The 22,326-nt window shown below is 41.9% G+C and carries 17 protein-coding genes and 1 pseudogene; 7 read left to right on the top strand and 11 right to left on the bottom strand.

What is annotated here, in order from left to right; translation table 11 throughout:
* Positions 1-18 precede the first annotated feature (18 nt).
* Positions 19-687, bottom strand: coding sequence for an MgtC/SapB family protein (locus tag BACCOP_RS12340; protein ID WP_007569542.1), 669 nt, complete (start codon positions 685-687; stop codon positions 19-21).
* Positions 688-864: 177 nt separating this feature from the next.
* Here BACCOP_RS12340 and BACCOP_RS12335 point away from each other — a divergent pair, with 177 nt between their 5' ends.
* Entirely contained in the window at positions 865-1,674 is an 810-nt protein-coding gene (locus BACCOP_RS12335) for a Cof-type HAD-IIB family hydrolase (RefSeq protein WP_007569540.1), read from the top strand.
* 47 nt (positions 1,675-1,721) lie between these two features.
* Here BACCOP_RS12335 and BACCOP_RS12330 read toward each other — a convergent pair whose 3' ends face one another.
* Complete coding sequence (locus tag BACCOP_RS12330; RefSeq protein ID WP_007569538.1) at positions 1,722-2,255, bottom strand: ferredoxin domain-containing protein; 534 nt, start codon at positions 2,253-2,255, stop codon at positions 1,722-1,724.
* A 272-nt stretch (positions 2,256-2,527) separates the two neighbouring features.
* Positions 2,528-3,715: a serine palmitoyltransferase gene (spt, locus tag BACCOP_RS12325; RefSeq protein WP_007569536.1), complete on the bottom strand. Its 1,188-nt coding sequence runs from the start codon at positions 3,713-3,715 to the stop codon at positions 2,528-2,530.
* Positions 3,716-3,939: 224 nt separating this feature from the next.
* On the opposite strand from spt, the gene BACCOP_RS12320 reads away from it, so the two are divergent.
* A complete protein-coding gene (locus tag BACCOP_RS12320; RefSeq protein ID WP_007569532.1) occupies positions 3,940-4,974 on the top strand; it encodes a diacylglycerol/lipid kinase family protein in 1,035 nt (344 codons plus the stop codon).
* A gap of 53 nt (positions 4,975-5,027) precedes the next feature.
* On the opposite strand, the gene BACCOP_RS12315 is transcribed toward BACCOP_RS12320, so the two are convergent.
* Positions 5,028-5,738: a tRNA1(Val) (adenine(37)-N6)-methyltransferase gene (locus BACCOP_RS12315; RefSeq protein WP_007569529.1), complete on the bottom strand. Its 711-nt coding sequence runs from the start codon at positions 5,736-5,738 to the stop codon at positions 5,028-5,030.
* A 193-nt stretch (positions 5,739-5,931) separates the two neighbouring features.
* Here BACCOP_RS12315 and lon point away from each other — a divergent pair, with 193 nt between their 5' ends.
* The 3 genes from lon to BACCOP_RS12300 are packed head-to-tail and all read left to right on the top strand — an operon-like array spanning position 5,932 to position 10,703.
* A complete protein-coding gene (gene lon, locus BACCOP_RS12310; RefSeq protein WP_007569527.1) occupies positions 5,932-8,412 on the top strand; it encodes an endopeptidase La in 2,481 nt (826 codons plus the stop codon).
* Positions 8,413-8,427: 15 nt separating this feature from the next.
* Positions 8,428-9,558 (top strand): tRNA guanosine(34) transglycosylase Tgt, encoded by a 1,131-nt coding sequence (gene tgt / locus BACCOP_RS12305; protein ID WP_007569526.1) that lies wholly within the window; start codon positions 8,428-8,430, stop codon positions 9,556-9,558.
* A gap of 8 nt (positions 9,559-9,566) precedes the next feature.
* Positions 9,567-10,703, top strand: coding sequence for an LptF/LptG family permease (locus BACCOP_RS12300; RefSeq protein WP_007569525.1), 1,137 nt, complete (start codon positions 9,567-9,569; stop codon positions 10,701-10,703).
* A gap of 295 nt (positions 10,704-10,998) precedes the next feature.
* On the opposite strand, the gene BACCOP_RS12295 is transcribed toward BACCOP_RS12300, so the two are convergent.
* Positions 10,999-11,493, bottom strand: a complete 495-nt coding sequence (locus BACCOP_RS12295; protein WP_007569523.1) for a thioredoxin family protein — start codon at positions 11,491-11,493, stop codon at positions 10,999-11,001.
* Between the two features lie 281 nt (positions 11,494-11,774).
* Here BACCOP_RS12295 and serB point away from each other — a divergent pair, with 281 nt between their 5' ends.
* Together serB and BACCOP_RS12285 are read left to right on the top strand one after the other, a co-directional pair.
* Positions 11,775-13,010: a phosphoserine phosphatase SerB gene (serB, locus tag BACCOP_RS12290; protein WP_007569522.1), complete on the top strand. Its 1,236-nt coding sequence runs from the start codon at positions 11,775-11,777 to the stop codon at positions 13,008-13,010.
* A 21-nt stretch (positions 13,011-13,031) separates the two neighbouring features.
* Positions 13,032-14,277, top strand: a pseudogene (locus BACCOP_RS12285) (DEAD/DEAH box helicase).
* A gap of 247 nt (positions 14,278-14,524) precedes the next feature.
* Here BACCOP_RS12285 and BACCOP_RS12280 read toward each other — a convergent pair.
* The 6 genes from BACCOP_RS12280 to BACCOP_RS12255 form a co-directional block, all read right to left on the bottom strand.
* Positions 14,525-16,066, bottom strand: coding sequence for a sulfatase family protein (locus BACCOP_RS12280; protein WP_007569514.1), 1,542 nt, complete (start codon positions 16,064-16,066; stop codon positions 14,525-14,527).
* A gap of 58 nt (positions 16,067-16,124) precedes the next feature.
* Complete coding sequence (locus BACCOP_RS12275; RefSeq protein ID WP_007569513.1) at positions 16,125-17,348, bottom strand: acyloxyacyl hydrolase; 1,224 nt, start codon at positions 17,346-17,348, stop codon at positions 16,125-16,127.
* Position 17,349: 1 nt separating this feature from the next.
* Positions 17,350-18,315 (bottom strand): hypothetical protein, encoded by a 966-nt coding sequence (locus BACCOP_RS12270; RefSeq protein ID WP_007569512.1) that lies wholly within the window; start codon positions 18,313-18,315, stop codon positions 17,350-17,352.
* 48 nt (positions 18,316-18,363) lie between these two features.
* The gene (locus tag BACCOP_RS12265) at positions 18,364-19,182 is read right to left on the bottom strand and encodes a hypothetical protein (RefSeq protein WP_040312059.1); all 819 of its coding nucleotides are present in this window, start codon (positions 19,180-19,182) and stop codon (positions 18,364-18,366) included.
* A gap of 155 nt (positions 19,183-19,337) precedes the next feature.
* The gene (locus BACCOP_RS12260) at positions 19,338-19,844 is read right to left on the bottom strand and encodes a DUF4858 domain-containing protein (RefSeq protein ID WP_007569510.1); all 507 of its coding nucleotides are present in this window, start codon (positions 19,842-19,844) and stop codon (positions 19,338-19,340) included.
* A gap of 31 nt (positions 19,845-19,875) precedes the next feature.
* The gene (locus tag BACCOP_RS12255) at positions 19,876-22,197 is read right to left on the bottom strand and encodes an outer membrane beta-barrel family protein (protein WP_007569509.1); all 2,322 of its coding nucleotides are present in this window, start codon (positions 22,195-22,197) and stop codon (positions 19,876-19,878) included.
* Positions 22,198-22,326 lie beyond the last annotated feature (129 nt).

The raw sequence follows: 22,326 nt of genomic DNA, 5'->3' as shown, positions 1-22,326 counted from the left end.
TTATGAACGGCCTACCAATCAGATAATCCGAGTAACTGTTATATCCGGAAAATCCTGTAAAAACATCAGCAACAACCCTTCCTCATTTATCCTTTTAGCTTTCACTACCATACTTACGTGATAAACATTCTTTCCGTTTGTATATGCTTCTGTCATCTCATAAGATACTACCACATAATTTCGTGTATTAAACTTTTTAGATACTCTTTTGATAGCTTCTTTGTCATCTGTAGAGAAATCAATCATCATATTACGTAAGCCTATGCTTTTAAAAAAATAACTTAGCGTTTCCAAGCCCAACAAGACCAACAGTGTAGCCGATATCCCGACCGCATACATTCCAGCCCCTACCGCAAGCCCAATTCCCGAGGTCGCCCAGATACCTGCCGCTGTAGTCAGCCCCCTAACAATCTGCTTCTGCAAAATAATTGTCCCAGCACCGATAAAACCAATTCCACTCACTACCTGTGCAGCAATCCGACTCGGATCCAGACGAATCAAATCCGTTTTCAGCACTTCCATAAATCCATATTGAGAAACAATCATCATCAATGCACTTCCCAAAGCTACTAGAAAATGAGTACGATAACCAGCTTCCTTTGCACGATACTCACGTTCCAAGCCTATTAAAACTCCCATTGCACCAGCAACAAAAAGCCGTAAAGCAAAATCCCAAAAGATATCCATAACACCTATCTCCTTATATTATTATACTGCAATACTTCTAAACAAGAAAATCTCTTCCAAAAACCTAACTAAAAAGCTGAAGCTTTTTACAGATTCTAATATTTGTTATCTCGAAATATAAGAATAAAATTCGATTTATGCTATCTTTGCACAGACAAAAAACACCTTTTACAAATTATGAAATATAAACTTTTAGTACTCGATCTTGACGGAACACTGACCAATTCTAAAAAGGTCATTACCGAACATACACGTACCACTTTGATTGAAGCACAAAAACGCGGACTCAAAATAGTCCTTGCATCAGGAAGACCAACCTACGGAGTTGTCCCATTGGCAAACCAGTTGGAACTGGACAAGTATGAGGGATATATTCTTTCTTATAATGGAGGAGAAATCATCGACTGGAAAACCGGTGAAATGATGTATAAAAACCTACTGGACCCCGAAGTGCTTCCCTATTTATACCAGTGCGCCAAAGACAATAATTTCGCCATCGTCAGCTACGAGAACGAATACGTACTGACAGAGCATCCAGACGACGAATACGTTCTCAAAGAAGCATTGCTTAATGTTATGAAAATTAAGAAAGTAGACAATTTTCTTAAAGCAATAAATCATCCTATCACCAAGTGTCTGATAGTTGGAGATCCTACCCGACTGGCTGTATTGGAAAAAGAAATGTACGACCACTTGAAAGATCGGATGGGCGTATTCCGTTCCGAACCTTATTTTTTGGAACTGGTTCCCAAAGGTATCGATAAAGCACGCTCCCTTTCTGTCCTGCTGAAAGAAATAAATATGAAAAAAGAAGAGATGATTGCTGTAGGTGATGGCTTCAACGATCTCTCTATGATACAATACGCAGGTTTAGGAGTCGCAATGGCAAATGCTCAACCTGTTGTACGTGAAAATGCTGACTATATTACTCTATCGAACGATGAAGATGGTGTAGCAGCTGTAGTAGAAAAATTTATTTTAGCTTAAAGAAATCACCGCAGGAAGTAAGCATGCTCTTCCTGCGGCAAAACTTATTACGGATTTTTAGGCTTCCGGTCAAAAAAAGGATTTTTAGAGGACGCACTTACAGGAATAGCATACACTTGCGTACATCCATCCAGCCAGTCAAGTTGCTGTGCGGCAAGTCCCGCAGAAAACATAACACGAGTATCTACTCTGTTATCGGCTGCAACAGAACAAGCCGAACCTATTGCAATACCTACATCTACACTATTGATAGCACACGGAACACCATCTTCTCTTTCTCCACAAGTTGCGAAACCACAATGCCCGCAGTTCATCCCATGCGGATGGTCGTGCGTACCAATCAGTACCACACACTCAGCTTCCAGAATATTATCAGCATCACGCAAGAAAAACTTAAACCCGTTCTCCTCATACATCTGCTTCATCGTATCCGAAAGAATACGAATATTACTTTCCGTCACCATTGCCACCTCAATGATATCTACTCCTTTCGCTTTCGGAGCAGTACGTGCAGCAATCATCATCTGTTGAGCAATCTGTAACACCTGCTCATGGCGACTGTCTCTTTCATTCAGTATCATATCACATTAAAGTTAAAACATAATAATAACAAAAGGGTTATATCCGAGCTCCTCTGCAAAGCATCGGACGCTCTAAATATAACCCTTTTTCTAAAACAAACCGTCAAAACGATTTATTTCTTTTTTCCTTTTTTCAGGTCATTTTCATGAATGGCCTCTTCTACTTGATAAGCCGGAGCATGTTTTTTATGCATGCCTTTCGGTTTTTTATTACCAGCAGCTCCCATAGTAAAACCTCCTTTCAAAAGTCCTTAAAAAAGTCGAATATAATGTTATTTCAATATATCCAGTTGTTTGAAACATTTAGTTAACTTTTCTATTGCAAAGTCCACTTGTTCCTTTGTATGAGTAGCCATCAATGCAAAACGCACTAATGTATCCTGAGGTGCACATGCAGGCGGAATAACAGGATTTATAAACACACCTTCATCAAAAGCAAGCTTAGTTACCTCAAAAGTTTTATCTGTATCACGCACATACAACGGAATAATAGGGCTTTCTGTTTCTCCGATTTCAAAGCCAGTTTCACGGAAACGCTTCAATGCATAATTTGTAATTTTCCACAAGTTTTCCTGACGTTCCGGCTCTGTCTTGAAAATATGCAGAGCTTCCATTGCCGCAGCAGTAGCAGCAGGAGTATTACTAGCCTGGAATATGTAAGAACGTGCATTGTGGCGCAACCAGTTGATTACATCCTTATCACCAGCAACAAAACCTCCGATAGAAGCCAATGACTTAGAGAATGTACCCATAATCAAGTCAATATCTTCAGTTACTCCAAAATGATCGCATACACCGCGTCCGTTTCTTCCGAATACACCAAGACCGTGAGCTTCGTCTACATATACAGTAGCATTGTATTTCTTCTTCAGGCGAACGATTTCAGGCAGATTTGCCAAATCACCTTCCATAGAGAATACGCTATCTACAACAATCAGTTTGATAGCATCAGGTTCACATTTTTGAAGCTCTTTTTCCAGCGCTTCCATGTCATTGTGTTTGTACTTCAGCTGAGTAGCAAAAGAAAGGCGACGTCCGTCGACAATAGAAGCATGGTCGCGGTCATCACAAATAATATAGTCACCGCGTCCGGCAAGCTGTGGGATAACACCTTCATTTACAGTGAAACCGGTAGAAAAGCACAACGCTTCATCTTTTCCCACAAATTCTGCCAACTCCTTTTCCAGTTCCACATGGATATCAAGAGTTCCGTTCAACAAACGCGAACCGGCACATCCGGTTCCATACTTGCGGGTAGCAGCAATAGCTGCATCGATAATGCGCTGGTCGTGAGTCAGTCCCATGTAAGAATTAGATCCGAACATCAAAACCTTTTTTCCATCCATAATTACCTCTGTGTCTTGAGCACTGTCAATTTCGCGGAAGTAAGGATACACACCTCTCTCCATGTACATCTGAGGTGTTCTGAATTTACTTAGTTTGTCTTGTAATAATCCCATATTCTAATAGCTGGTAAGCCCTGAACGACTTACATTATTTATATTAACCGGACGCTTCATGCCGGCAATTTCAAAAAAGAGTGTGCAAAGATAATAATTTTCATTATTTCATGTGCTCGTTAAAGCAAAAAAAACTTCTCTGACATCATTTATACATAAAAAATACCATCTGATAAACAAAATAGTCGTACTTTTGTTTACTTAAAAACCAACCCACCCGCAAAATGGATTCAAAAAAAGAAATAGTATTTATAGTCAATCCTATATCAGGCACTCACAGCAAAGAGTTTATCTTGCACCAGATAGAGAAAAGACTAGACCACTCATTATATAATTATACGATACGTAAAACCGAATATGCCGGACATGCTATCGAAATAGCCCGCCAGGCTGCCGAAGAGAAAAAAGACATCGTGGTAGCTATAGGAGGAGACGGAACTATCAATGAAATAGGACGCTCACTTATACATACTGACACGGCCATGGGAATTATTCCTTGCGGATCGGGCAACGGATTGGCAAGACATTTGCACATTCCTCTGGAAGCACGCGGAGCTATTGATGTCTTAAATCAAGGCTATATTAAAACCATCGATTACGGAACGATAGACAGTCGCCCTTTCTTCTGCACCTGCGGAGTTGGTTTCGATGCTTTCGTAAGCCTTAAATTCGCCGATTCAGGAAAGAGAGGACTACTCACCTATCTTGAAAATACCTTGCACGAAAGTCTTACCTATCGGCCAGAAACATACGAGATAGAAAATTCTTCGGGCACTGTACGTTATAAGGCCTTTTTAATAGCATGTGCCAATGCTTCACAATACGGTAACAACGCCTATATAGCTCCCCAGGCGTCACTTACGGATGGCATGATGGATATCACTATACTTGAGCCTTTTACTGTTCTGGATGTCCCGGCACTTTCTTTCCAGCTGTTCAACAAGACAATTGACCAAAACAGCCGCATTAAGACACTGAAAGAAAAAAAGATTACCATACATCGCACGAAGGAAGGAGTATTCCATTTCGACGGAGATCCCGCTATGGGAGGAAAAGACCTTGAGGTGGAAGTTATTTCAAAAGGACTTAAAGTAATAGCTCCACAGAAAACAAAGTCGGGTGTAGAGGCATTTAATGTGCTTCAACATTTTACCGATTTTATAGGTAGCCGCCCGATTACATCAGCCATTACGCGTAAGCACAAAGAACTTTTGCAGATAAACCACAACTTATTACGCAGGCTATCCAAAAGAAATTAAAGATTTTAACCAGATCACGCCCTATTCCGTTCAGGTATAGGGCGTAAAAGTATCTACATATTCAAATAAAAATCTTTCGTCAGTTCAATATAGTCTTTGCTGTACACATGACGATCCAGCTCTACAACCAGATGCTCTGTATCATAGGCACATATCTTCCGACCAAAAGCCAGTAACACACGTTTAGGCTCAGCCCCAGGTTTAGTATGAACCAACGTCTTCCGTTGTATATAAAGATGTTTCTCCGCAGCAAGGGAAACGAAGAAATCGCCAGCATCTGCCGGAATAATCACAGAAAAAACTCCATCTTCCGTCAAAAGCTTTTCTACCGCAGTCAACAAATTTCCAAATGTAAGGTTTCCCGTATGCCGTGCCGTATCCCGTCGTTCATCCGGGCAACGTACTTCTTCCACAAAATAGGGAGGATTAGACACTATTACATCGAAACTTCCATATTCCTCTCCATTCATCTGCATAACATCTTTCCGGCAGATACAGATCCGATTTTTCCACGGTGATGCATTTACATTTTCCATTGCCTGTTCTACAGCCTCCCCGTCAATATCAGTTCCTACGACACAAGCAGCAGAACGCTGGGCCACCATCAGGGCAATCAAACCTGTTCCCGTCCCTATATCAAGCACCCTTTTTGCCGTGTCGACTTGCACCCATGCTCCGAGAAGCACACCGTCTGTACCAACTTTCATGGCGCAACGATCGTGAAAAACCGTGAACTGCTTGAACTTAAAATATGGATTAGGCATATTACTTATATTTCTTATTTTCCGTCAAAAATAAATAAAATACATGGCTTTTCAGTGTAAAAGTGTCATTTATTTTGTTTGACACATTGCATTTACGACAAATCCGCTTCCGTATTCGAAGTGGAATGATTAACTTTGTACTCGTTTTTGAGCTTTCAAACATGCTCTTATTAAAAATACACAAAACGCGAATATGGTAAGAAGAAAGAAAATAGAAACGGACAGTTCGATAAAAACTGGAAATGATGAACTTTCAATGGTAACAGAAATAGAAACTGCTCCCGAAAATCTGTCAGCAGATGAACTGGAGAAGGAATTCCCCATCATGACTTTACGCAACATGGTAATGTTTCCCAGCGTAGTCATGCCTGTCACTGCTGGCCGACGTACTACACTGAAACTTGTGCATGACGCGATGAAAGATAAAAAACATATTATCATTGCCACACAAAAAGTTGCAGAAGTAGAAGATCCCGGAATATCAGACTTGCATCCTGTTGCTGTTATCGGACGCGTATTACGCGTATTCGAAATGCCTGGTGGAAACACAACTGTCATCCTTCAGGCAAGCAACATCAAGGTACATCTTGATGAAGCAACAGGTACACGCCCCTACCTGAGAGGAAAAGTAAGCCTGATAGAAGAGCAGATGGAACCGACAGATTCTGACGAATTCAAGGCTTTGATGGACACCTGCATCGAGTTAAGCAATAATTATATCGAAGCATCAGAACAGATAAGCCCGGATATCACTTTCGCTTTAAAGAATTTACCAAAGAACCACATTCTTGTAGATTATATCTGTACAAACTTCCCTCTTTCGATAGAAGACAAGTTTCATTTGCTCAACCAGAATACACTGAAAGACCGCTTGTACAATCTGATACAAGTGCTCAACCGCGAAACCAAGTTGGCAAATCTGAAGCAAGATATTCAGATGCGTACACGGGAAGAACTTGACAAACAGCAGCGTGAATATTTCTTGCAACAACAGATAAAGAATATTCAGGATGAGTTGGGACACGGACAGGATGATGAAATAGAAGAACTCCGCAAGAAAGGAAAGGAGAAAAAGTGGAAAAAAGAAGTAGCCGAAGTTTTCGAACGCGAAGTTTCGAAACTGGAGCGCATCAATCCACAGTCGCCCGACTACAACGTACAGCTCAACTACCTGCAAACGTTATTGGCATTGCCATGGGAGGTCTATACTACAGACGTCCTGAACATACCCAACGCGGAAAAAGTTCTGAATAAAGATCATTACGGACTGGAAAAGGTAAAAGAGCGTATATTGGAACATCTTGCTGTCTTAAAACTGAAAGGCGACCTGAAATCACCGATCATTTGTCTGTACGGCCCTCCGGGAGTTGGTAAGACATCGTTGGGACGCTCTATCGCTGCCGCCCTCAAGCGCAAATACATACGTATGTCGCTAGGAGGCGTACATGATGAAGCAGAAATACGCGGACATCGCAAAACATACATCGGAGCAATGCCAGGACGTATCATTAAAAGTCTTATCAAGGCAGAAGCCTCAAATCCGGTTATCATCCTCGATGAGATAGATAAATTAAGCAGTGACCGTCAGGGAGATCCAGCTTCAGCTATGCTTGAAGTTCTCGACCCGGAACAAAATAACTCGTTCCACGACAATTACATTGATCTCGACTACGATTTGTCGAAAGTCATGTTCATTGCTACGGCAAACAATCTGGGTACGATTCCGACTCCGTTGCTCGACCGTATGGAGCTGATTGAAGTAAGTGGATATATCACCGAAGAGAAAATAGAAATTGCCCGCCGCCATCTTATCCCGAAAGAAATGGAGGCTACAGGTTTAAAGCGTGAACATGTAAAGTTTACCAAACCTGCCATTGAGTATATCATAGAAAACTATACACGCGAAAGCGGAGTACGTGAACTGGAAAAGAAAATCAGCAAGGTAATGCGCAAAATAGCTCTCGAGATTGCCAGCGACAAGTTCGAAGGGCTGCATGAACTGAAACCTGCCGATATCAGACAATATCTGGGAGTTCCGGAATATTCACGCGACAAGTATCAGGGAAATGAATATGCAGGTGTAGTAACAGGCCTTGCATGGACTGCCGTAGGAGGAGAAATCCTGTTCGTAGAGACCAGCTTGAGCAAAGGAAAAGGTGGACGACTTACCCTGACTGGTAACTTAGGAGATGTCATGAAAGAATCAGCTATGCTGGCTCTGGAGTATCTGAAAGCACATACCCATCTGCTCGATCTGCCTGAAGGCATTTTCGACAACTGGAATATTCATATACACGTACCAGAAGGAGCAATTCCTAAAGACGGTCCTTCTGCCGGCATCACGATGGTTACCTCGCTGGCTTCGGCACTTACCCAGCGGAAAGTAAAAGCGAACCTGGCTATGACAGGTGAGATTACACTTCGTGGAAAAGTATTGCCGGTAGGTGGAATCAGAGAAAAAATCCTGGCAGCCAAACGTGCCGGAATCACTGATATTATTCTCTGCGAAGAAAACCGCAAGGACATAGAAGAGATTCAGCCATTGTACCTGAAAGGATTGAACTTCCACTATGTAAAGGATATAAAAGAAGTCCTTACACTGGCACTGACAGACGAAAAAGTAGCTGATGCCATAGATTTTACCGTGACTGACGAGAAAAAAGAAGAAAAGTAAAAGCTCGCTTATAACATGAAATTTGAATTACAATATACAGACCCGCGTTCCAACGCCCGCGCCGGACTGATTACAACCGACCACGGGCAGATAGAAACGCCTATCTTCATGCCTGTGGGAACACTGGGCAGTGTGAAAGCCGTTCATCTGCACGAACTGAAAGAAGACATTAAGGCACAAATTATTTTGGGAAATACCTATCATTTGTACCTTCGTCCCGGACTTGACACACTGGAAAAAGCCGGTGGACTACATAAATTCAACGGCTTCGACCGTCCGATGCTGACAGACAGCGGAGGTTTTCAGGTATTTTCTCTTGCCGGCATCCGTAAAATGAGAGAAGAAGGAGTGGAGTTTCGTTCACACATCGATGGCTCTAAACATCTGTTTACTCCCGAACGTGTAATGGATATCGAACGTACCATCGGAGCTGACATCATGATGGCTTTCGATGAATGTACTCCAGGTACAGCTGACTACAATTATGCCAAGAAGTCAATGGAACTAACTCACCGCTGGCTGGACCGTTGCATTACCCGTTTTAATGAAACCGAACCTAAATATGGTTACCAGCAGTCACTCTTCCCGATTGTACAGGGATGTGTGTATCCCGATCTGCGCCGGCGTTCGGCTGAATACATCGCTTCAAAAAATGCGGATGGAAACGCTATCGGCGGATTGGCAGTAGGAGAACCTACTGAAAAGATGTACGAAATGATTGAGGTAGTCAACGAAATACTGCCTACCGACAAGCCACGTTATCTGATGGGTGTAGGAACCCCGGTAAACATACTGGAAGGTATCGAACGGGGAGTCGACATGTTCGACTGTGTAATGCCTACCCGCAACGGACGAAACGGTATGCTTTTCACCAAAGACGGCATCATGAACATGCGTAATAAGAAATGGGAAAACGACTTCTCTCCTATCGAAGCCGACGGAGCTTCGTATGTAGATACGATGTATAGCCGAGCTTATCTGCGTCATTTGTTCCATGCTCAAGAGTTGCTTGCCTTGCAGATTGCTTCCATACATAATCTGGCTTTCTACCTGTGGCTGGTAGGCGAAGCGCGCAAACACATCATCGCCGGCGACTTCTCTACCTGGAAGCCTGCTATGGTGAAACGCATTTCTACACGATTATAAAAAGAATCATGGTAATGAAACAGATAAGCAAATTCCAACTGAAAGAACTGTTTAAGAAGAAATGGCTGAAACGACTTGACCGTTATATTATTGTCAAGTTTTTGGGAACGTACTTTTTCGCCATTGCTTTGATTATTTCTATTGCCGTAGTTTTCGATGTAAACGAAAATATCGACCACTTCATCAATAACAAGGCACCGCTGAAGGCTATTGTATTCGACTACTACCTGAACTTCATACCTTATTATACAAACTTGTTCAGTCCGTTGTTCGTCTTCATTGCGGTTATCTTCTTCACATCCAAACTGGCGGAAAACTCTGAAATCATTGCCATGTTTTCTACCGGAATGAGTTTTAAGCGCCTTATGGTCCCTTATATGATTTCGGCAGGAATCATTTCTGCCGTAACATTCGTATTAGGTACGGAAGTCATTCCTACCGGAAGCGTCACCCGTTTGAAATTCGAAGAACGCTACAAGAAAAAGAAATCGGCCGACTATGCACGAAACATTCAACTTGAAGTAGACAGCGGAGTAGTTGCCTACATGGAGCGATACGATGCTTACAGTAAAAGCGGCTACCACTTCTCTCTTGACAAGTTTGAAGACCATAAGCTGGTATCACACCTTACTGCACGCCGTGCTACATACGACACCACTATGTATCACCGCTGGATTATCAGAGATTACATGATACGTGAAATGAGAGGCATGCGTGAATATATTACGCGAGGCGACCGCCTGGATTCTATCATAAAGATGGAACCTCAGGATTTTCTTATCACACGCGGACAGCAGGAAACAATGACTAGCCCTCAGCTTAAAGAATACATCAGTAAACAGAAACAGCGAGGTTTTGCCAATATCAAGGAGTTTGAGGTAGAATACCACCGCCGTATAGCCATGTCGTTTGCTGCATTTATTCTGACTTCCATCGGCTTGTCACTGTCTTCACGAAAAGTAAAAGGAGGAATGGGCTTGCACTTAGGTATCGGACTGGGACTCAGTTTCTCGTATATTCTGTTCCAGACCATTTCATCGACCTTTGCCATAAACGGAAACATGATGCCTGCCATTGCCGTATGGATTCCAAACATACTGTATCTGTTTATTGCCATTTATTTGTACCGCAAAGCTCCAAAATAAAGAAAAGTTGTACCTTTTAGCCCTTTACGTCATCCACGCTGCCTTTACATTCCATCGAAAAGATGTTTGCTAAAGCAGATAAAAACGATCCATACGTAAAGGGCAAAAAGGCTATAAAAAAAACAACACGTAATAAGGGGAAAAACATCAGCATCTTTTATACAATAATTCTCGATGTTTTCTGAAAATATGTACAAAAAAATAAGTTGCCCGCTTCAGAAAAATCTGAAATCAGGACAACTTTTTGCTTTTTGTTGTATTCAAAATTCATCTACTCCACCTTCCCACCTTATCATTAATTCAGGTAAGAAGCCAATTCGGTTGCGGTTACATTTTTTGCCACAATAATTCCGCGGCTATCTATCAGATAATTCTTAAAACCGCGCTCCAGGTCGTATGCTCGGAATATTTCCGAATCGGAACCATCTGTTTCCACATAGCAGTCGTTCTTCAAAAGTCCGTCTTGCTTTACCGTTGCGTTGAAAACCGAAACATAACGGTCGAAAGAAACAGAAATCATCTTTATCTGGCTATGTTTATCTGCCAGATGCGCCAATGCGGCATTTTTTTCTCTGGACGCCGCATCGTAACTTGCCCAGAAGCTCAACAACGTATAACCCTCACGGGCATCGTGCAGGTCGAGCAGCTGCACTGAATCGCAAAGCATCAACTGAGGGGCTGCATCACCCAACTTCAGTTTCTCTGCAGGGATACTCTCTTTACTAAAGCTAAGAGAGATTAGGGAACCAATAACTAATACAACAAAAAACCATTTTACACTTTTAATCATGTAATTTGATTTTAGTTAATACTATCCGGGACTGCCCTTTCACAGTGATTTCTACCCGGAACATTGCTTGATGAAATGCATCTTACTAACGAAGATTCATATCATATTTTTGAGAAATCTGCCGCAAAGATAAGCACTTTTTATTTTATGACCTAATAAAAATGCTATATTTTATGTTTTGCAACATATTTTCATATTTCAGGTTGTCCAGAATCTTCACAAATATCTATGCAAGTTTATGAGAAAACAGTATATTTGCAACTAATATCAGCATTATATACATGGATAAGACAAATACCGAACTCGTATTAATACGTATCAGCGGTCTGGACCGTCCGGGGCTTACTGCCTCCATAACAGATATCCTTTCAGGATATGATGTAGACATAATGGATATCGGTCAGGCAGACATTCACAGCACTCTTTCGCTGGGTATTCTTTTTAAATGCAGCGAACAAGATTCGGGTAACATCATGAAAAACCTGTTGTTCAAGGCTTCCGAATTGGGAATAAACATCCGGTTCTACCCTATTTCACGCGAAGAATACGAAGAATGGGTAAGTATGCAGGGTAAAAACAGATATATTCTCACCTTGTTGGGAAGAAAACTGACTGCCCAACAAATAGCAGGCGCAACCAAAATTCTGGCGAACCAGGGATTGAACATCGATGCCATCCGTCGTCTGACAGGTCGTGTTCCTTTGGACGAACAAAAAGCCAGTGTACGTGCATGTATTGAATTCTCCGTACGTGGAACTCCTCGTGACATTGACGAGCTTCAGGGAGAACTGATGCGTTTAAGCAGTACGCTCGAAATGGACTTTTCTTTCCAGAAAGATACTATGTACCGCCGTATGCGAAGACTGATTTGCTTTGATATGGATTCCACGCTTATCGAAACAGAAGTAATAGACGAACTGGCGAAACGTGCTGGTGTGGGTGAACAGGTACAGGAAATCACCGAACGTGCTATGCGTGGAGAAATAGACTTCCGCGAAAGCTTCAAAGAGCGCGTAGCTTTGCTGAAAGGACTGGACGAAAGTGTAATGAAAGACATTGCCGAGAATCTGCCTATCACTGAAGGAGTAGAGCGACTGATGTATGTACTGAAACGTTACGGCTACAAGATAGCTATCCTGTCGGGAGGATTCACTTATTTCGGCAACTACCTGAAAGAACGTTTCGGCATCGACTATGTATATGCCAACAATCTGGAAATAGTAGACGGCAAACTCACCGGACGTTATGTTGGTGATATCGTAGACGGAAAGCGCAAGGCCGAATTACTGCAACTCATCGCACAAGTAGAAAATGTAGATATCGCACAGACTATTGCCGTGGGAGATGGAGCAAACGATCTTCCTATGCTCTCTGTAGCCGGACTTGGCATTGCCTTTCATGCCAAACCCAAGGTAAAAGCCAATGCAAAACAGTCGATAAATACCATCGGACTGGACGGAGTATTATACTTTTTAGGATTTAAGGATTCATACCTCGACGAACGAGGTAACAGTTGATTTTTTGAAGAAACAATATATATGAAGTTTTCAGAACTGAACTTAGAAGACAGTGTACTACAAGCACTCGATGCCATGAATTTCCGGGAGTGCACTCCCGTTCAGGAACACACCATTCCGGTTATCCTGGAAGGAAAAGACCTTATAGGTGTAGCACAAACCGGAACAGGAAAAACGGCAGCCTACCTGTTGCCGGTTATAAACGAACTGAGTAAAGGAGGATATCCTGCCGATGCAATCAACTGCATAATCATGTCACCCACCCGTGAGCTGGCGCAGCAAATAGACCAGCAGATGGAAGGCTTCTCCTACTTCATGCCTGTATCGAGTGTTGCTATCTATGGTGGAAACGATGGAATCCGCTTCGAGCAGGAGAAAAAAGGGCTCACACTTGGAGCAGACGTAGTGATCGCTACACCAGGCCGCCTGATCAGTCACCTGAGCTTAGGCTATGTAGACCTGTCGAAAGTTTCGTTCTTCATACTCGACGAAGCCGACCGTATGCTCGATATGGGATTTGCCGATGATATTATGCAGATAGTAAAATATCTGCCCAAGAAACGGCAGACCATCATGTTTTCGGCTACCATGCCGGCTAAAATACAGCAACTGGCCAAAACCATCCTGCAAAATCCAGTAGAAGTCAAGCTGGCCGTATCAAAACCAGCAGAAAAAATTATTCAAGCAGCCTATATTTGCTATGAAGCCCAAAAGCTGGGTATAATAGAAAGCCTTTTCAGCCAGCAAAAGCCAGAACGCGTAATTATATTTGCTTCCTCCAAGCTGAAAGTTAAGGAAGTTGCCAAGTCACTGAAGCGCATGAATCTGAACGTAGGAGAAATGCATTCCGATCTGGAACAGAATCAGCGAGACGCCATTATGCATGAATTCCGCAACGGACGTATCAGTATGCTGGTAGCAACCGACATTGTAGCGCGCGGTATCGATATAGATGATATCCGACTGGTTATTAATTACGATGTTCCTAATTGATAGCGAAGATTATGTACACCGTATCGGACGTACAGCACGCGCCAATAACGACGGATGCGCCATTACTTTTGTCAGTGAAACAGAACAGTCCAAATTCAAGCAGATAGAGAACTTCCTGGAAAAAGATATCTATAAGATTCCTGTTCCTTACGAACTGGGAGAAGCTCCGGAATATGCACCACGGGAAGCACGCAAGAAAAATCCTTCCGGAAAAGATAAAGGGAAAAGGCGCACTTACAAAAAACGTCCGAGAAATAAGTCTGAAAAAGTATGAATCCAATTATAAGAACCATATTCTTATACAAAATATTCACTTTATACAACATTGATAACAGACGTTTTCTAAGTTTTTACTTTGCCTGACACAACGACCGACAAATCTATTTTCAAGAAACAAAGTATATTTCCTCCATAATCATAAACTCCCGAAAAGTTACTCCAAACCAGTAACCTTTCGGGAGTCTTCTTAATACATCCCCATTCCTCTCCTCACCTGAAATGTAGGAAACAAGAGAACTTACTTATTTAGAAATGAAATACCCCGGCTGAATATGCAACCCGCTTTCTACAATGCGTATAAGCTCATCACGCATTTTCTGAACAAGCTCCTTATTTTCTTCTGCTACATTAGAATGCTCTCCCGGATCGGATAACAAATTATATAGCTGATCAGCCTTTGGATTATTCCCCAATTCTGTATTGGTCTGCTTATTGACAGCAGGACCGTTTGCCGCAGGAATATACTTCCACACACCATCCGTTATCGATAAATTGTTATGCAAGTTCTGTTCCACAGCCCAAGAGCGGCCTTTCACATCAGCCTTAAGCCATGAATCCAGATGATTTTCACTATCGGGCGCACTACCTTCCGGTAAATTTACTCCACACATCGAAGCAAACGATGCAAGCCAGTCGATCTGACTTACCAGATTGTCTGATACTCCAGCAGGAATCTTTCCCTTCCAGCGAATAACGCAAGGTACTCTTGTACCTCCCTCATAACTGCTATACTTACCACCTCTGTATACCCCGGTAGCCTTATGATTTCCCAGCAGCTCTACTGCCTGATCTTTATATCCGTCATCAATAACAGCACCGTTGTCACTGGACAGAATTATAATAGTATTATCATCCAGATTCAGTTTTTTCAATGTTTCCATCACCTGTCCTACAGTCCAGTCGAAAGACAACAAAGCATCTCCACGAGGTCCTAATCCACTCTTTCCGGCAAAACGTTCATGAGGTACACGAGGTACATGAATATCATTGGTTGCCAGATAGAGGAAGAAAGGCTCTCCCGACTTCTGGCTGTTTTCTATAAACCGGATAGCATGAGTTGTTATGCTATCAGCTATGTCTTCATCTCGCCATAAAGCACTCTTTCCACCTTTCATGTATCCGATACGAGAAATACCATTCACGATAGACTGATCGTGTCCGTGTGACGGATGCATACGTAAAAGCTCCGGATTATCTTTTCCTGTAGGTTCACCGGGGAAATTCTCGGTATAGCTTACATATACAGGATCATCAGGATCGAGCCCTACCCCTCTACCATTTTCCATAAAGATACAAGGAGTACGGTCTGCCGTAGCAGCCATAATATAAGAATAATCGAAACCGATATCAGCTGGATTAGGTTTTACCACTCCATTCCAATCTTGCTTTCCTGTTTCATTTCCCAGCCCGAGATGCCATTTTCCTACCACTCCAGTCTGGTAGCCGGCTTCCTTAAACATGTCGGCCATGGTATAACGGTCGGGAGTAATGATCATGGCAGCATTGCCGGCTGCAATTCCGGTTCCCTTTCTACGCCAGGCATATTCTCCCGTAAGCATGGCATAGCGCGAAGGAGTACTTGTAGCCGCAGCACAATGGGCATTTGTAAAACGGATTCCCTCAGAGGCCAGTTTTTCAACATTGGGTGTACGCACTGCTGAAGTACCGTTACAGCTCAAGTCACCATAACCTATATCGTCAGCATAAATAAGCAGTACATTCGGACGACCGGACTGCTGCTGTGCAACAGCCGATGAATACAAAGCCAAAGCACCTATCGGCAAAACAGTTTTTTCATAGTATAACAGAGATTTAAATCAGTAGCAATTATATCTAAGTCGATTATCTTTTCGCATTAAATCTGAACCCCAGTCCCAGCATCAGGTTATTAGGATCTTTAAATTTATAGAGTTGGTATCCTACGTGCAGAAACAGATTTCTGGTAATATCCGTTTTCAAGGCTACTACCTGATAAAACGAATCCGTATCTGCTCCTTTGCAGACGACGTTCCGCCCTACACCTAAATTAATGGAAAAGACAGGCATTACAATCTCAGCACGGAGGGAAACGCCCACTGCAAACTGTTCTTTGAAAGGAGGACGATGAAAGCGAATATTCTCTGCATCAGGACCACTTATCGTATTGGCAATGTGGTCGGCTATGTTAGCACTCTCATCGTACTGCGCATCCAGCGACAGACCGGCACGAAAGTAATGACTGAAATTATACATCGGATTAAAATTCAATCCGCCAACAGCAAAAGAACCGGGAACAAGCACCGCAGAACTTTCTGTAGGGAATACTCCCTTTTTCTTTAGCGCACCGTACACAATAAGGTCATAACTTATATACGGATCAAACGTTTTCCTGTTCCGGCAGGAAGTATAAGCCTTGTCATGCAACTCAAGTTTCTCCTTACTGCCGAAATAACGTATCAATCCGATACTTCCGCCTATCGTATTGACTCCGGAATTGGGATATCCCGTATTGCCGTTTGAGTAATGTGTCACACCTACTCCTGCCCGCAGATTCGTACGGGCATCAATCTGCCAGTTAAGCAGCAGACCAAAGTTGATATACGCATTTATTTTCGAACCAACTACATTGTTCATAGGATTCGTTTCCTCATCATATTTCTTCCATCCGAAAGACGCTCCAAAATTCCACTCATAGTCGAAAGACAAACGAGGGGTTATACTCATTATCCGGGAAGTCTGGAATGCATAAACAGCCAGAGGATTTCCTATTTCTTTAGAATTGAAGAAAGTATTATACCCCACTCCGATTCCCTGTATGGCATGCGGGTATATTTTCCCCCAATAAGTGTCGGGCGAAAACTTGAATCCATACTTCACATGTCCGGAAAAGGTCTTTCTGACCGGAGTCTGAGCTGCATTCACGCCTTTAAAGAATCCGTTTGTAGGAAATGTATAGGCAGGACGAAAATCAACTCCTACCATATGAATCATCTTTCTGTCTGTACTGTCTTTTTCGCCTGCCACCGCACAAACAGACAGGCACAGAAACAGACACAGAAGTATAAGTCTGCTAGTTTTTCCACTCATCTCATTCTATTTTTTCAGGAATTATACAAAAGTCGTACAGCCCCTTACTATAAAGTTTCCCTTCAAAAGTCCGCTTTCTTCCTGTAGAAGGAATGGAAATGTACAGTTTATAATCTATCCAATATTGCTCAATCATATAATAGACTGAAATTTTCCATTTTTCACCGGGAGGAATGACATATTCCTTACCTGCCAGATCGGATTCGATGGAAGTTTTAATTTCCTGAGAATTGACTCCGACCTCTGCCTTTGTACTTCCCAGAACCGGTTGTTTATCTACGAAATCGGGTATGACTACCAATGGCAAAGGAGTACCCAAAAAGCGTTTATACAGTTCCTCTTCATTTACTCCATCTTTATTTCTAAAAGAAACTTCACGCGAAAAAGATGTTTCCAACGGAGTGAAGTGCCAGCTTGTCGGCTGATCGGATTTGCTGTTATTCACTACCAGCGAATAGTCAGGTTCCAGCGTATTGTCAGAATATAACAAGCTTTTCCAATCATATACAATACTGTCTACTTCGTATTTTGAGGTTTGGGTCAACGACACTGGAATAGATTTCATCTCATATTCATTGCCGACAATTATTTCAACGTCAAGAGCCGACCTGTTCATGTTTTCTCCCGCATAAATACAAAGTTCTCTGCCATTCCTCTTCTCTACCCTGAAGTTGCAATATTCATAACCCAACTTTATAACGGCATTGGCTCCATTCCCCAAAGGCAGGTTTCTTCCATCAGGTTTTCCCTCAAGGTCACAAACTACTCCCCACACATTTTCAGAGGCTCCATATATATTCAGGATATCCCAGTTATCCGACTTAAAATTTATTCTGGCAACAGAATCTGTTTCCGACAACTGCACCACCGGAACTTCAGGCAAATAATCGTCTATAAAGACTCCGCTATTGCATCCGACGGCAGATACCAATAAGCCCAACCACAATATTTTCTGTATATTTTTCATTTTTTATCTCTACATGAATATTTCCAACCTTACATACAGCCTGCAAACTTATCTCCCGGGAGGCATGATAACCGGTGATCCGCCCCGCTTGTCAATCATGACACTTCTTAATACTTCATAGAGAATTCCACCAACATCGATGCCTAAATCGAATTTATTGAATTTATAGTAAGGTGTAACAATCGGAACAGTCTGCCATCCCCGTTGGGGATCGTAATATCTCTGTGCTCCTACCTCCATACCAAACCGGTCGGTAAAATCATAGCCCATAGTAGCTCCGAATGCGCTCCTGTTAAAACCATAACGGTTATCCGGAGAATATGAGCCGAAAACATTTATATGGAGTCTGTCAGCAGGACGGTATGTTACGATACCGGAAACTCCCAAAGACTGTCCTACACTCTTCGGGAAATTATACTTTACCGCATCCACTCCCGCCTGAATAGAAAAATAATCATTCAGGTCATAACGATAAAAGAACGAGGCCTGATTTACTCTTCCCAGACCAGGCAATGTTTCCTGCATACCACTGCCATAAAAATTAGGAAGGATTTGTCCACCCGTCGCATAATCTCCATAAAATCTGGGAGAAGGATTTGTATAATAAGGAGGTATATAGAAAGGCTTGCGCAATTTAATCTCTATTTTCTGTCCGTCCGGTATCTCATTTACCGGATTACTCAGTGTGTTTTCCTTGAAATCGGCAGCATATCCACCCGGTTGTGGAAAAACGACGGCACCCTCAGACAATATTTTCAGACTGTCTTTTTCTTGCTTAATACTATTTACTTTCATGTTTTCCTGAGCATAAAGTCCTGCACAAGACAAACAAAGAAGTGATAATAGCATGATGTTTCTCCACTTCATATTCTTCATAGTTTGAGTTATGGATTCAAATATAGATGAAATAATTCATATAACAGCCAGATCTTAATCTATTTTAACACCCGAAAAGCAATATATCAAATAGACTGACATTTATCTCAAAACTCATTAGAATACATATCCCATTATTTGAGGCTCTACTTTTTATCCTTTTTGAAAATAGGTTTAATATATTTCTTGAAAATTTTTCCCACTTCAATGGTAGTTGAATTATTCAGCATATCATACGTTCTACCCGCTGATGGTTTAAGAGTGCGTCCGTAGTCTGTCTGAAGCCTTTTACTGAAATCTGGTCCTTCTTTCATGATGAGTTCAGGAGGACGACCTTCCATTGTCACATCATAAACAGGATCTTCTCCTCGTTTAGTCCAAATAGAATAAGGACACATACGGATATATTTCTTCGGCTTCTTTACCATAAAAGTATCCGTCAGACTTCGAGGTATTCCTTCGTCAAAAGGATTCTTAAACTCCATCCATTTCTTTTCAAGCGGAGCTTCCTGAGGTTTATTATAATCCATGCCGCCCGGAAGGAAATCAAACTGAATGAGTTTTACAGCTTCTTCATTCAGCTTAATTTCCTTATCTTCCTTCTGCTGCCCCATAACAGGAATTACTATCAGCAAAAGGAATTTTAATACCATATATCGCCGGATGCAGTTCATTCTGCGTTTTTTATTCACTCATGTTCAATCGTGACATTTCATTTTCAGCCGCACTGCGGTTATTCATTGTACGTTCTTTCCGGAAGCGGTATGTAACAGTAAAGCCAACCTTCCGCGTGTCTTCCTTTCCGATACTGTTCATGATAATATCATTCAAACGGGCTGCACTGCGTATTTTGTTCTTATTGAAAAGGTCATACCCATCGAGCGAAAGCTGAAGCCTGTCATCCAGAAATGATTTTTTCAGACTCAGATTCAGAGACGTGTAACTCTTCGATTCGTACAGCTGATAATAACCTCTGGAACCATAATTAAAATCGGCAGATAACAAGAATCCGGAAGGAAGAGTGAAGCTATTGTTGAAATTCAGTATCATCAAAGGACGACCTGATTTCAGCATACTTCCATCCGGTCCAGGATAATTGAAGAATGTTTTCATACAGGTAAGCGTGAGTGAAGGTATCCACCACTTCACCGGATATTGCAGGTTTATCATACCCGTCAGATTATGCAGTTTATCAAAATTATCCATGTAGCTGACCGTAACCGCCGAATTTCCCGGCATACTGTAAAATGCTGTTACCAGCGGATTGTGCGTACAGGTATAATTCAGGTTAAAGAACAGGAACTTATAAAACAGCATATAGTTCAAGTCATGAGTCAGAGCCTGTTTCAGGTAAAGATTTCCTTTCTGATAGGTAAACCGGTCTGTATACACGGCATTATCATTCATTACACCAAAAGGAGGACGCTCCGTATGAATGGAGTAAGTAAGAGACTGTTGCAGACTCTCCGTATTATAACTTAACGAAACAGAAGGCAGAAAATTGTGATATGTCTGGTTCTGACTTTTGCTATCATTGGTTTCTCTCAGATCACTTCGTATGTGTTCGTAACGCAAGCCTGCTCCCAGCGACAGATTATTCCATGCATAATCGTATGACAGGTAGAGAGAATTCTTCAGCTCTGTATTACGAGTACGGCCATTATTCAACGCACGGATATATTCTATATAGTCTGTTCCGCTTGTATGACTAAAATCATATCCCAAGCTGAAAGTTCCCGCTTTCTCGGTTTCATACGACAAGCTGAATTTGGCAGCAAACAAATCCCAGTCTGCTTTACGGTGATAGTCCATAGACGTTTCTGCATCGTCGCTTTCCCATTCACGAATATTCCCCCGGCTACGATCAGTCTTGTGAAGATAATCACCGAATACGTTCATTTTCCAGCCATTCTTCCAGTCGTTTATATAATACAGATTAAAATGGTTGCTGACGGACTTGTCGGACACATCACTGAGATTCTTAATAAAAGTAGAAACACCCTTATCCGGTATCATGGAAAGAGTTTCATTTGAGAATGTATTACCTTCGCTGTATTTGCCTTCATATTTCAATCCAACCTCCGATTCTGGTGAAAAATGATAAGAAACACCACCCGTATAAGCATGGCTTTCGTTAAAAATCTGCTTTTGACTCAAATTAGTAAGATTCCAGATAGTATCACTTTGAGTCTGCTGATAAATATCAAGATCCGAATCCTTCTTTCCACGATCATAATTGTAAGAAAAAAAGAAATCCCAGTCTTTATAGTTGTAGCTTCCATTCATCCGGTAATTCTGGCTGAAATGATTGCCCTGCAACAGATTACCGCTGACATTAAAGGCAAGTCCTTCTCCCAGACGTTTGGTCTTGATTTCAATTACCGCACGCTGCTCCGAATGATAACGTGTGTCAGGATTCGTCATCAGTCTGACAGACTGAATCTGGTCAATAGCCAGATTATTCAGTTCCGTTTGATCTGTAACCTCCCTGCCATTGATATAATACGTAGGTGTACCTTTTCCTATCACTTCAATGGCTTCACCCCGCTGCTGTATACCTGGTATCTTACAAAGCAGATCATTCAGAGTGGTTTGTTTGGCAAGGATAGTGTTCGGCACATCAGCAGTAATTCCATCCCGGTTCAGTTTGAAAGGTTTCCTGTACGCTGTAATCTCCACTCCTTCGAGTTCAGTTTGTGAGAACTCCATCCGAGCTATCGGCAGGGTAATGTCCGCATTAACAAGTATATTCTTATACAGCGTCTCATAGCCCAGATAGGAATAGCGGATAATATAGCAGCCACCATCGAGTGATGTGCTATATATACCGCAAGAGTCTGATACCGCACCTGTTACAAGCGTACTGTCTGACTGATTCAGAAATGCCACATTTACCATCGGCATTACTGCATTTTCTGAATCTATGATTTTTCCTTTAACAAAATGCTGACCATAGACAGGCATTATGATGAAACTGCCTATTATACCTAAAACCGTTGTTCTCATTGGCTAAATTTACACAATAATCTTATTCAAAAATTGTAGCTAGAAGCGTATTATCTTTCCAGCATTCATGTTAATTATTTTTCCTATTGTCTGACTTCAATCCGAGCTTAAACTACACAAATAGATAAT

Origin of the sequence: Phocaeicola coprocola DSM 17136, from assembly GCF_000154845.1 — a bacterium.
Classification (GTDB): Bacteria; Bacteroidota; Bacteroidia; order Bacteroidales; family Bacteroidaceae; genus Phocaeicola; species Phocaeicola coprocola.
This window is presented reverse-complemented; position numbering and strand designations above follow the sequence as displayed.